Origin of the sequence: Thiorhodococcus mannitoliphagus (assembly GCF_010915725.1) — a bacterium.
In the GTDB taxonomy this organism is placed as follows: domain Bacteria; phylum Pseudomonadota; class Gammaproteobacteria; order Chromatiales; family Chromatiaceae; genus Thiorhodococcus; species Thiorhodococcus mannitoliphagus.
The window spans coordinates 1-12,629 of the sequence record NZ_JAAIJR010000054.1; the positions used below are offsets into that span (position 1 = coordinate 1).

At 64.7% G+C, this 12,629-nt stretch carries 7 protein-coding genes; all 7 read right to left on the reverse strand.

Going from position 1 to position 12,629, the window contains the following annotated elements; genetic code table 11:
• Positions 1-58: 58 nt before the first annotated feature.
• Positions 59-337, reverse strand: a complete 279-nt coding sequence (locus G3480_RS13945; RefSeq protein ID WP_164654502.1) for a transposase — start codon at positions 335-337, stop codon at positions 59-61.
• Positions 338-735: 398 nt separating this feature from the next.
• Positions 736-1,995 carry a phosphoserine phosphatase SerB gene (gene serB, locus G3480_RS13950; RefSeq protein WP_164654503.1) on the reverse strand — a complete coding sequence of 420 codons (1,260 nt, stop codon included), beginning with the start codon at positions 1,993-1,995 and terminating at the stop codon, positions 736-738.
• A 169-nt stretch (positions 1,996-2,164) separates the two neighbouring features.
• Positions 2,165-3,514: a metalloprotease PmbA gene (gene pmbA / locus G3480_RS13955; RefSeq protein WP_164654504.1), complete on the reverse strand. Its 1,350-nt coding sequence runs from the start codon at positions 3,512-3,514 to the stop codon at positions 2,165-2,167.
• A 172-nt stretch (positions 3,515-3,686) separates the two neighbouring features.
• A complete protein-coding gene (gene tldD / locus G3480_RS13960) occupies positions 3,687-5,129 on the reverse strand; it encodes a metalloprotease TldD (RefSeq protein WP_164654505.1) in 1,443 nt (480 codons plus the stop codon).
• 84 nt (positions 5,130-5,213) lie between these two features.
• The gene (locus G3480_RS13965; protein WP_164654506.1) at positions 5,214-6,044 is read right to left on the reverse strand and encodes a carbon-nitrogen hydrolase family protein; all 831 of its coding nucleotides are present in this window, start codon (positions 6,042-6,044) and stop codon (positions 5,214-5,216) included.
• Positions 6,045-6,713: 669 nt separating this feature from the next.
• Positions 6,714-10,739 (reverse strand): YhdP family protein, encoded by a 4,026-nt coding sequence (locus tag G3480_RS13970; RefSeq protein ID WP_164654507.1) that lies wholly within the window; start codon positions 10,737-10,739, stop codon positions 6,714-6,716.
• Between the two features lie 275 nt (positions 10,740-11,014).
• Positions 11,015-12,469, reverse strand: a complete 1,455-nt coding sequence (gene rng / locus G3480_RS13975) for a ribonuclease G (RefSeq protein WP_164654508.1) — start codon at positions 12,467-12,469, stop codon at positions 11,015-11,017.
• Positions 12,470-12,629: the final 160 nt, after the last annotated feature.

Below are 12,629 nucleotides of genomic sequence, written 5' to 3' on the forward strand. Positions count from 1 at the left end.
ACTATCTGGGCATGACGGCAAACTCCGCTCCCCGCGCCGCCCAATCAGCGCCTGCAGGTTAGAACGGATTTGCCGTGCGCTCCTGGCGCCGAGAGCTGTGCACACGGTTGATGTAGCTGTACAGGTAGAGTTTCAGCAACGCCGCCGGATCAAACGCGGGCTGGCCGGGTGCAAGACCGCCGCTGCTGTTCTGGAATCCCAACGCCTGCAGATCGAGCGTGTCGACGAAGGCGTCGATCGCCCGCACCGCGTTGTTGCGTCCGACATAGTCTTCCACCCGCGGCGGCAGCATCGCCTGCTGCGTGCGCGCCGTGCCTTGTTTGTAGCGTCTCGCCATGCCATCGTTCCAAACGAGTCTGACTCGTTCGTGATTTTACTCCCCCTGGTCCCCCGCGGAATACTTTCACAGTCTCCGGAGCGTTTGCGCGTCATCTCAACCCTCCGCTTGCCTTCACTTTACGCTTAGAGGGCTGTCTCAAATTTCGGGTCCACTATACTCCCGACACGCCATCGCCTCCGGTCGCAGCCTGCGCTCCTGGGTTGCCTCCGCTCGGCGTGTCTTGCCGCCCATGATCTACCTCCGCTGCTCTTGGCAGAATCGGCTTCCCTACAGGATTTGACCGCACGCGAGTGGGTTTTGCTTCCATAGAAAAAAAGGGGACGGATTTATTTGCCGTTTAGCCTCCTCGCCGCAGCGGAGGAGACTCCGAACGTCAACCCTGCCCTCAATGATGATCACCGCCGGCCGTGACCCAGCCCGACCGCTGGAGGCTCGGATCCCAGGCGCTCCACATCGCGATCGCGCATGCCGAGCAGGTAGAGGATGCCGTCGAGGCCGACGTTAGCGATGGAGTGGCGTGCTTGCTGGGTGACGATGGGCTTGGCGTGGAAGGCGATGCCGAGGCCGGCGATGGAGAGCATGGGCAGGTCGTTAGCGCCGTCACCGACAGCGATCACTTGCTCGAGCCGGATGCCTTCGCGTGCGGCGATCTCACGCAGCAGTTCAGCCTTACGCTTGCCGTCGATGATCTCGCCGGAGACCTGGCCGGTGAGCTTGCCGTCACGGAATTCGAGCCGGTTGGCGTAGACATCGTCCACACCGAAGCGGCGCTGCAGGTGCTCGGCGAAGTAGGTGAAGCCGCCGGAGAGGATGGCGACCTTATAACCAAGCCGCTTGAGGCTGGCGATGAGCCGGTCTGCGCCCTCGGTAATGGGCAGACGCTCGGCGATGCCGGCGAGCACGGACTCGTCCAGCCCCTCGAGCAGCGCCATGCGACGGCGGAAGCTCTCTTGGAAGTCCAGCTCGCCACGCATGGCGGATTCGGTGATGGCGGCGACCTGCTCGCCAACGCCGGCAACCGCAGCCAGTTCGTCGATGACCTCGGTCTGAATCAGGGTCGAGTCCATGTCGAAGCAAACCAGGCGACGGTTGCGACGGAAGATGTCGTCCTCCTGAACCGAGACGTCGACGTCCATGCTCTGCCCCAGCGCCAAGAGCGCGGCGTGCAGCTCGGCCAGGTCGTCGACGGCACCGCGTACCGAAAGCTCGACCGAGGCGAGCGGGTGCGGACAGGCCTCGCGCCGCGAGATTCGGCCGGTCAGCCGCACGATACGATCGACGTTCAGACCCCAGTCCGCGATGGCGGCCGATACCTGGGCGATGTGCTCGGCGTCGATCTCGCGTCCAAGCAAGGTGAGGATATGCCGGGGCTGCCCCTGCTCGCGGACCCAGTCTTCGTATTCGTCCGCATCGATGGGGGTGAAGCGGATGTCGAGGCCCATGCCGTGGGCACAGAAGAGCAGCTCGCGAAAGACGCCGCAGTCGTCGCCCTCGCGCGGCAGCTCCACGAGCAGCCCAAGCGCCAAGGCGTTGTGGATGGTCGACTGGCCAATATCGAGGATGGGAATCTGGAAGCGGGCGAGGATCTTGGTGAGGGCCGCAGTAATACCTGGCCGGTCTTCACCCGTGACATTGATCAGGACGATTTCGCTCATCGAAGAACTCTAGGCGGACTGGGAAAGAGGCGCCTATTGTAGAGCGATCCACGCAGGGCTGCGCCACGCTACCGGACGTGGCGATCACCACAATGCACGATGGATGCCGAGCCAGTGCATTCCGCTCGAACGCATCCGCCCTGGCGGCAACCAGCCACCGACCACCACCTTACTCGCCGGCAATGGTCATGCGATCAATGAGCCAGGAGCCGGTTCGGGTGCTGCCCGGGAAGTCGCAGTCGTTACCCACGGCCTGGAGCCCGGCGAACATCTCCTTGAGATTGCCCGCGATGGTGATCTCCTCCACCGGGTATTGGATCTCGCCGTTCTCCACCCAAAATCCCGCCGCCCCGCGTGAGTAGTCGCCGGTCACGGCGTTGACGCCATGGCCCATGAGTTCAGTCACAAAGAGGCCAGTGCCCAGCTCGCGGAGCATGGCCTGGCGGTCCTTGGCGCCCATTTGGATTCGCAGGTTGCGGACACCGCCAGCGTTGCCCGTGGTCTGCAGACCGAGGCGGCAGCCGGAATAGGTATCCAGCAAGTAGGTCTGGAGCACGCCCGCGGTCACCAGATCCTTGGGGCGGGTGACGACACCATCACCGTCGTAAGGGGCGCTTGCAAGCCCGCGCAGCAGGTGGGGCTCTTCGTAGATGCGCACGAAGTCAGGGAAGATGGGCTCGCCAACTTGATCGAGCAGGAAGCTGGAACGGCGATAGATGCTGGTGCCATTGATTGCGGAGACGAGGCTGCGCAGCAGGCCGGCGGCGACCTCGGCACGGAAGAGCACCGGTGCCTCGCAGGTGCTCAGGCGACGCGCCCCGAGGCGCGAGACGGTGCGCTCGGCGGCGCGCTCGCCGACCGCCCGTCCCGGCTCCAGATCCGAGGCCGCGCGCGCCGTGGTCCACCAGTAGTCGCGCTGCATCACCTCGCCTTCCTGACCGATGACGGCACAATTGAGGCTATGACGCGTGGTGGGGTAGCCGCCCATGAAGCCATTGCTGTTGCCGGCGACATGGATGCCGAAGCCGGTCGAGAGGCTCGCGCCCTCGGAATTGACGATGCGCGGGTCATAACCGCGCGCCGCGTCTTCACAGGCCACGGCCAGCGCAATGGCCTCCTCGACCTCGATCGCCCAGGGGTGGCAGAGATCGAGATCGGGGATCTCGGTCGCCAACAGCTCGGGGGCGGCAAGATGAGCGCAACGGTCCTCCTGGGTATGCTGGGCGATGGCGCAGGCGGCCTGAACCGCGTCGCGCACGGCCGCCGGGCTCAGGTCGGAGGTGCTGGCCGTGCCCTTGCGGTGGCCAAAATAGACCGTCACGCCAAGCCCGTTGTCGCGTGTGTGCTCGACGGTCTCGACCTCGCCGAGGCGGACGGTCACGTCCAGTCCCGAGCTGCTGCCGACAGAGGCTTCAGCAGCACTGGCGCCCTGGCGCTTGGCCTCCTTGAGCAGGTCATCGATCGTCTCTTGCAGGCGCGCTAAGCGCTCCCCGGTGTCTTCAATCGTCGCAGTAGGCATGGAATCCGGTGTCGGTGGTCGGTGGTCGGTGGTCGGTGGTCGGTGGTCGGTGGTCGGTGGTCGGTCAGTATTGTCGTCGCGCGCCCCTGGGCGGTCTAGCATTGGAAGGACGCGCAACGCCTGAGGATCGGGGCGGTAGCAAGCATGTGCGCCGGAAGCGGCGCGCGGCGGCTCACTTGCTGGTACCACCCACGGTTAGGGAGTCGATCTTCAGGGTGGGCTGCCCGACGCCCACGGGGACGCTCTGCCCTTCCTTGCCGCAGGTGCCGACGCCTTCGTCGAGTTTGAGGTCATTGCCGATCATGCTGACGCGGGTGAGTACATCCGGCCCATTGCCGATGAGAGTGGCGCCCTTGACCGGACGGCCGAGCTTACCCTTCTCGATGACGTAGGCCTCGCTGGCCGAGAAGACGAACTTACCCGAGGTGATGTCCACCTGGCCGCCGCCGAAGTTGACCGCGTAGAGCCCCTTGTCGACCGAGGCGATGATCTCCTCGGGATCACGGTTTCCCGCGAGCATATAGGTGTTGGTCATGCGCGGCATGGGCAGATGGGCGTAGGACTCGCGGCGCCCGTTACCCGTGGACGCGCAGCCCGTCAGGCGGGCGTTGAGTTTGTCCTGCATATAGCCGCGCAGGATGCCATCCTCGATCAGGGTCGTATTCTGAGTGGGCGTGCCCTCGTCGTCCATGTTGAGCGAGCCGCGCCGCCCCGGCAATGTGCCGTCGTCGACGACCGTAACGCCCTTGGCGGCAACGCGCTCGCCGATGCGTCCGGCGAAGACCGAGCTACCCTTGCGGTTGAAGTCACCCTCGAGCCCGTGTCCGACGGCCTCGTGGAGCAGCACGCCCGGCCAGCCGGCACCGAGGACGACGGTCATGCTGCCGGCTGGCGCGTCGACCGCCTCGAGGTTGGTGAGCGCGAGACGCACGGCCTCGCGCGCAAAGCTGAGTGCGCGATCCTCGAGTAGGAAGTAGCCCAGGTCGGCCCGAGCCCCGCCGCCGCTGGCGCCCTGCTCGCGGCGGCCCTTGTCCTCGGCGATGACGCTGACGCTGAGACGCACCAGCGGGCGCACGTCCGCGGCCAGAGTCCCGTCGTCCGCGAGCACCATCACGGTGTCCTGCACCGCGACCAAACTGGCGACGACCTCGCGCACCCGCGGATCCTGGCGCCTCGCCTCCGCGTCCACGCGCTGCAAGAGGGCAACCTTGTCTTGATCGGCAAGGCTCTCGATGGGATTCAGGGGCTCGTACAGGCGATGCTCGATTGGTGCCTTCCCGACTTGGACGCGCGCGTCCTGGCCGCTGCGTGCGATGGCGCGTGCCGCCTCGGCCGCCTGCGCCAGCGCCGGGAACTGCAGCTCGTCGGAGTAGGCGAAGCCCGTCTTCTCGCCGCTCACGGCGCGCAGCCCGGCGCCTTGCTCGATACTGAAGCTGCCGTCCTTGAGGATGCCGTCCTCGAGCACCCAGGACTGCAGCCGGCTGTATTGAAAGTAGATGTCGGCCGCATCGATAGAGGCGCTGGTCAGGCTCCCGAGCAAACGGTCGAGATCCGACTCGGCCAGTCCGGCCGGTGCCAAGATGCTATCGCGGGCGATGGCGAGGGAATCAGTCATGATGAACGTCTGAGTGCTCGGCGGAATGATAAGCGTCGGCTTTGACAGCCGAACCATTGATTGTATTCACTGAAGACTGCGGCCTCAGACACGGCATTTCAAACGACGATGATGGATGGTCGGGAAGCTGCGGCGCACGGAATCCTGAAACTCCCGATCGACCGAGGAGCAGATGTAGCCACTGCCGCGCGGCACCTGCGCCAGGATGGTCCCCCAGGGATCTACGGCCATGCTGTGGCCGTGGGTCTCCCGTCCGTTGATGTGAAAACCGCCCTGAGCGGCGGCCACGACATAGGCCAGGTTCTCAATGGCGCGCGCGCGCACCAGCGGCTCCCAATGGGCCTTGCCGGTGATGGCCGTGAAGGCCGAGGGGATGGCCAGGATCTCCACTCCGCTGTCCAGCATCTGCCGAAACAGCTCCGGAAAGCGCAGGTCGTAACACACGGCGATCCCCAGCCGGCCGAAGGGGCTCTCCACGACGACGATCTCATCGCCGGCCTCAATGATGGCCGACTCGTGATAGCGCTCGTCCACGCCGGGAAGGTTGACGTCGAAGAGATGGATCTTGTCGTAGCGCGCGACGCGCTCGCCCTTGTCGTCGAAGATCAAAGCGGCCGAGCGAACCTTCTCCGGATCGCTCGCGACCAGGGGGATGGTTCCGCCCACCAGCCAAATCCCGTGCTGCTTCGCCATCCGTGCGAGAAAGGCTTGCAGGGGACCATCGCCGTCAGCCTCTCTGACGGCAAGTTGCTCTCGGTCTTGCTTGCCCATGAAGGCGAAATTCTCGGGGAGCACGACCAGTCGCGCACCATCATTCGCCGCCTCCTTGATGAGACGCTCTGCCTCGAAGAGATTCGCGCTCACGTTTGGCCCGGTCGCCATCTGGACCGCACCGATCTTATGTTTTTCTTTCATGACGCTCAGTGAATCCTGCATGAACGGCAATGCCCGTCCGCACAGTCTGCAGTTCCTTAGATCATCCCGTTGAGAGCAACGTCACGGGTCCGCCCTCTCCATGGATAGGGAGCCAGCCGAGACGAGGTGTGAGCGCCGCCGGCCAACAGCCGGGGCACAATCCGCAAACCTTCATGGTTGCACTGTTGTAACCATACCACCAGAAGCGCCACCACAGAAACAGCGGGGATAGGTGCAAGCCATCTAGCGAGGCTTCGCCTCAGACCGACGAGTCATGCCATCGGGGTCGCTATCGGAATCGCGATCGCTATCGTCGGTTCGATCCCGATTCCGATTCCGATTCTGATTCCGATCCCGATCCCGATCCCGATCCCGATCCCGAAGGCATTGGATGGTCGTACGCTTCATCAAAATTTGACTCATCTGCAAGCATTTTGCGCCCTCAAGAATCCTAGGAGCCTGTCCGACTTGGGGGGATCGAAGCGAGGAAGTGGGAGAGCGAGGCCATTTCGTTCCGGTTTTGAGGCGCATAGTGGTTCTATGTAACGAAAAAGCGGGGCGAAAGGGACCGTTCTCCCGATTCCGCAGCCGATTCATCCTAAGTCGGACAGGCTCCTAGTGAGATCGCGCTAGCGGCTGACGACCCAGAGCGCTTGGCGCCGACTGGCCTCATTCGACGTCCAGGAAATGATTGGTCTTGCGCTTCGACGCTGTCGCCTCTTCGCCTTGGCCCGCACCCTTTGGTAACGCGGGCGCCCCTCGGGTCACGAGCGGCTCCCAGCCCATGCGTGTCAGCTCCGGCGCGCCCCAAGGCCCGCTGATCTTGTACTCGTAGCGAGCCAAGCGGTTGATGGGATTGCCCGCAACCTGATCGACGAGGTAGACGGCAGCACCCACGACCGGCCCACCCGCGACCGCGCTGGCCAGTGCGACGCTGGAGCCTAGATTGGGCTCCACCGTCACGGTCTGATCGAAGCGCTCCAAGCGCAGGTCTGTCGAGCCCGCGACCATGACCTTGCCCGCCGACCCGTCGATGACGAAGTCCTCGAAGCTGGCCCTCCCTTGTCCGATAGCGACCTTACCCGCGACCTGCTCGAAGGCGAATCCCTGACCGTAGAGATCGCTGAAGTCCAGCGACAGCCGGCGGCCCAGGGCGCTGAAGTTCAAGAAACCGAGCAAGCGGCCGACGCCTGGCTCGACCTCGAGAAAACGCCCCGCCCCAACCTTGAGGTCGATGGCCCCCTCCGCGCGCGGCAGCGCGAAATCCGTCAACCCGCCAGGCCATGCCAATGCCACCTGGGCAGAGGCGTCGGCGGCCTCCAGGACACGCTGCCCGCTAAGCTCGGTCAGCAGACGCCCGAGTTCCTGGGTCTCGATCACGAGATCCAGGCGACTACCGCCGGGCTCAGCCCCTTGGTCCCAACCGCCCTCCCCCCGCACCGAGAGCAGTCCGGGCCCGGAAAGATGAATCTTCGGGATACTCAGGCGCGACGGCTGATTGCGCAAACTGAGATCGAGCGCGCCCAAGAGGACGTCCCCCCAACGCAGCTCCGTGACACGCAGATCCAGCGCGGGCAGTTTGCTCATGCTCGCAGGCGCGGCCTCGTCGGACGCTTGCGCCGCCTTGCGCAGTGCATCGAGATCCAAGTGCTGGAAATTCAACCCCAAGGGGCGCGCATCCCCCTTTGGAGGGACAGAGATGCTCCCGGCAAGCGCCGCCGCATGCACACCTACCTGCCAACCATCGCGGTCCGGATCCAGCTCGAGGCGCACGTCCTCGAGCCTCATGCGACCGAATCCAAGCTCATCCGCCTTGAGGTCCAGGTGGAGGGGGACGCCCACGGCCGCGGCCCCCTGATCGACCTCATTGGCCTCCAGCCAGCCGAGCCAAGCGTCCAGGTCCAACCGGGTCAGCACACCTTCGAGCAGCAGGTCAGGCGACTCCGGCTGCGCAGCCGGCCCTTCGCCCAAACGGAGTCGGCCTCCCGCGAAGCGATTCCGCGGAGCCGTCAGATCGAAGCTGAGATTGCCGGCCAGATCGCCCAAGTGCCCGGCGAGCGTCAGTGAGCGATCTGGAATCAAGGCGCCCTCGACATCGAGTTCGCGCGCCGCCTTGGCGGTCTTCCCGAGCGGCTCGGGCAGATTCAGGGCCACGCCGCGAAGCTCGGAAGACAGCCGAAAGTCCAGCGGCAGATTCGGCTTGCTGACATCGCGGTTGTGGAAATCGACCCTGAGCAGCCAGTCGAATTGGCCGTCGACAAGCCGCCATAGGTCTGACGGAAAACGCTGGGCGAGCGACTTGACCGAAGACTGGGCGCGTGCCTCGATGCGTGTGAGGGAGGTCTCCGGATCGCCACTCCCCTGGGTGCCAATCCCGAGCTTCAGCGAACGCCCGAAAAGCTTTGCGCCAACCGACTCAGCGCTGAGGCCGCGCTCGTTGAAGCTGACCTCGCCGCTGAGATCGGTCAACTCGAGCGGTGTATCGGCAATTGCCAGGGTCGCCGGCCCGGGCCAGTCCAAACGGCCCTCGACACCCATTTGACGGCCTGGCAGGAAGGGTAAATCGATATCCATGGCAAGCCGCGACTCACCCGTGACCTCCAACACCTTGGCAAGGCTTCCGAGATCGGCCGCGAGCGGGCTTTCGCTCAGGACACGCCGACCATCCTCGAAGGGTCCCTGTGCCACGCCGTGGATGCGCATCGACTCGACATCCCAGAGTTCCGGGATGTGGGCACGCCCGTCGAAGAGGTCGCTGTCATAGATCCGGCCATGATCGACGCGGATGCTCAGGCCCTGGTTGAATAAGCGCAGCGATCCCTCGGCCGATTCGATCGCCGGCCAGCCGTCCTGATAGTCGAGCAGCAGATCCTCGAACTGCAGCAAGAGTTCGAAGCGCCCCTGATTCGCGCGGAAAGGATAGTCGGCGAGTCTGCCGCGAAAAATGGCGTCGCCCTGAGTGACACGGCCCCCGCGAATCGCCTGCTCGAGCCAAGTCACCAGCTCCGGCACCAGAATACCGACGGGAAGGTAGCGACGCGTCTGACTGGCATCCGCGTCCTGGAAACTGGCACGCAGATCGAGGAAGGGACTGGCGCCGTCATCTGGCAGATCCATGCTGAACTGTGCACGGCCGCTCAAGTCGCGGGTCGCCAAGTCGATATCCCGTGCTTCCAAGTGCCAGCCAGCGTCTTCATCGTGACGCCAGGCGAGCTGCCCGCCGAGGCGGTTTAGGGGAATGGGGAGCGTGAAGATGGGATTCAGATCCAAGTTCATCTGTCCTGAGGCGAGCCGAATCTCGCCGCCGCCTTCGTCTGCGGTCACTGTCGCATGCAGTCCCTCGAAGCCCGGGATGTCGCCTGCTTGATCCAGGCCCAGATCGACCAGCTCGGTCGCCAGCCGCCAGCGCCATGACGCGGTCTGCTTCGCGTCGCGCCCGGGCGCGATGCCAAGGGCCAGGTCGCGCGCCACGCCGCGCGGGCCGCGCGCGATCAGCTCACGCACCGGATCGGCCAACGCCCAAGGCAGGGATGCGGCGGCTCGCGCCAGGTCGGCCAGATCCAGCTCCGCTGCCGTCGCGCCCAGCCCGGCGAGTCGGCCGTCAGCCGTCAGCCGCGCGTCGATGTTCAGGTCTGAAAGCGCGGCGCCCTGCAACTCGGCGTCGATCACGGCCAGCTGCAGCTGCCAGCCCGGCGCCTGCTGGCGCACCCGAGCCCAAGCCCGCAACCGACCCAGCGAAAGAGGCTCCGAGCCGGAGCCAGTCGCCTCATCACCGAGCAGACCAGGCGGCAATCCCGCGCTCAAGCCCGACAGATCGACGCTGACTAGGCCCCGGCCCAGCTGTCCATCCTTCAGCTGCAGCCAGGACTCCAGGGCGAGACGCTGGGTTTTCAGGGGACCAAGCCCGAGCCGGTGCCCTGATGTCAGCAAGCCGGCGTCCGCGACCTTCAGCTTGGCATAGACCCGTCCACTCCAGGACCAAGGATCGGTTGGCGGCCCGTCGAGAGACGCCAGCACCTGAATGCGATCCCCGTCGAGCATAGCCGCCTCCGCCGCTACGGAAGGCTCTGCACTCGCGGAGAGGACGGGATCCGGCGGCACCAGACGACCACTCAAGCTCAGGGCGTGACTGCGCTCAGAATTTTCGAGACTCAGCTGCAGCTCGACCAGACGCATCACCTTGCCGGCCAGCGGATGGTCGACATAGAGGATCTCGCTCTCCACCAGGTTCAGGCGCCCTTGGTGCAGGAAGAGTTCCAGTGCCCTGGGATCGTCGCTGCGCAGCCGGCCCAAGCCGAGGATGCGCCAGCGCCCGTCTTCCAAGTGCTCGACGACCAGGCGCGCTCCGACCAGGGTGAAGGCATTGAACTGCGGCGTCCGGCTCCGCAAGGTCGCAGGCAGATTCAAGTCCAGCTCCATGGCCTTGAGGCTCAGCGCCACCTCCCCGTCGTCGGGCTTGGACAGCCGCACGCGCTCGAGCGTCAGCCGCGGCGCAAAACCGCTCGTGCTCAAGCGCATGGAGCCGATGGCGACCTGGTAGCCGAGTCGCTCACTCAGGAGCTGCGCGACCTCATCGCGATACTCATTGGCCAGGGGCTGCACCAGCGTCAGCAGGCTGACCAAGAGCGCCGCGAGGACGAGGACGACGAAACCGAGTCGGAAGCTGTGCGCCGAGAGGCGTTTCAGAAGGAGCATGGGATCGAGGTACTTGGCTCTTAGAGGCTGTCTGACAAACCTCGTAGAGGCGACTCTAGTCGCCCTTAAACACTGGCGAGAGGGCGAATGAATTCGCCCCTACAGCTCGGGCGATTGCGATATTCAGACAGCCTCTTAGCCACGAAAGCCCGCCATTGTCGACGATGACGGGCGGGATCGAAAACCTCTAACTCAGGATGTGCCGCTGACGCTGGGCAAGAACAAGGTCGGTGGGATTGAAACAGCGGGGAGCGTTGGCGTTCCAGGCATTGCGATCAGATCAGCACCACGTCGTACTGCTCTTGCGGATAAAGGGCTTCGGCCTGCAGGCGGATGGGGCGACCGATGAACTCCTCGAGTTCGGCCAGATGGGCCGATTCCTCGTCGATCAGGCGGTCGATCACCTCTTGCGAGGCGAGCACCAGCAAGGTCTCCACCTCGAACTGGCGGGACTCGCGCAGGATCTCGCGGAAGATCTCGTAGCAGGTCGTCTCGGCGGTCTTGATGGAGCCGCGCCCGCCGCAGCAGGGACAGGGCTCGCACAGCACGTGCTCTAGGGATTCGCGGGTGCGCTTGCGGGTCATCTCGACCAGCCCCAACGAGGAGACCTCGGTGATGTGGGTCTTGGCGTGGTCGCGCGCGAGACATTTCTCGAGGGCACGCAGCACCTGACGCTTGTGCTCGTCCTCGGTCATGTCGATGAAATCGATGATGATGATGCCGCCGAGGTTGCGCAGACGCAGCTGTCGGCAAATGGCCTGGGCCGCCTCGAGATTGGTCTTGAAGATGGTCTCCTCGAGGTTGCGATGCCCGACGAAGGCGCCCGTGTTGACGTCGATGGTGGTCATGGCCTCGGTCTGGTCGATCACCAAATGACCGCCGGACTTGAGGCTGACCTTGCGCTGGAGCGCCTTCTTGATCTCGTCCTCGACGCCGTAGAGGTCGAAGAGTGGTCGCTCGCCCTGGTAATACTCGATCCGGCCGCGGATCTCCGGGATGTACTTGGAGGAGAAGTGCACCGCCTTGTCGACCGTGGCGCGCGAGTCGATCCGAATCCGCTCGACCTCGGGCGTCACTAGATCGCGCAGCGCGCGCAGGGCGAGCTGCAGATCGTCATGGATGAGATCGACGCTGCTCACCACGGCGCAGCGATCCTTCACGCCTAACCACAGCTTGGACAGAAAGGCGATGTCCTTCAGCAGCGCCTCTTCGGAAACCCCCTCGGCGGCGGTCCGAGCGATGAAGCCGCCCCCTCCCTCGTGCTCCTCGACATAGTGCTGCAGGATCTCGCGCAGACGGCGACGCTCCTCTTCGTCCTCGATCTTCTGGGAAACACCGGTGCTGCCCAGCGCGGGCATGCAGACCAGATAGCGCGAGGCGATGGAGATATTGGTCGTGAGACGCGCGCCCTTGGTCCCGAGCGGGTCCTTAACCACCTGGACCACGATCATATCGCCCTCGTGGACCAGCTCGTGGATCTGCTCTCCGCGCGGCTCGCCCTGGGGTCCGATGATGTCCGAGGCATGCAAGAAGGCGGCACGCTCGAGCCCGATGTCGACGAAGGCGGCTTGCATGCCCGGAAGCACGCGGCAGATGCGCCCCTTGTAGATGTTGCCGACCAGGCCGCAGCGCTCGGCGCGCTCGATGATAATCTCCTGCACCACGCCGTTCTCGACCACAGCGACCCGTGTCTCGGGGGGCGTTACATTGATTAGGATCTCTTCGCTCACAAGATCATGGACCCGCTAGTTGACTGTAGAGTTTCCGAGCGCGCAGCGCGGATGAAGCAGCTTTCAGCGATGCGACCCTGAGCCGCTGAAAGGCTTGCCGAGGCATTCACCGGCTGAGTGAGGCGCGCCACATCGAATCGATTTCCCCGAACAAGGCCCA

Bases quoted from the DNA above. Each gene is read 5' to 3' on its own strand.
- pmbA (WP_164654504.1), bottom strand. From the start codon at position 3,514: ATGCCTACTGCGACGATTGAAGACACCGGGGAGCGCTTAGCGCGCCTG.
- serB (WP_164654503.1), bottom strand. From the start codon at position 1,995: ATGAGCGAAATCGTCCTGATCAATGTCACGGGTGAAGACCGGCCAGGT.
- tldD (WP_164654505.1), bottom strand. From the start codon at position 5,129: ATGACTGATTCCCTCGCCATCGCCCGCGATAGCATCTTGGCACCGGCC.
- G3480_RS13970 (WP_164654507.1), bottom strand. From the start codon at position 10,739: ATGCTCCTTCTGAAACGCCTCTCGGCGCACAGCTTCCGACTCGGTTTC.
- G3480_RS13945 (WP_164654502.1), bottom strand. From the start codon at position 337: ATGGCGAGACGCTACAAACAAGGCACGGCGCGCACGCAGCAGGCGATG.
- G3480_RS13965 (WP_164654506.1), bottom strand. From the start codon at position 6,044: ATGAAAGAAAAACATAAGATCGGTGCGGTCCAGATGGCGACCGGGCCA.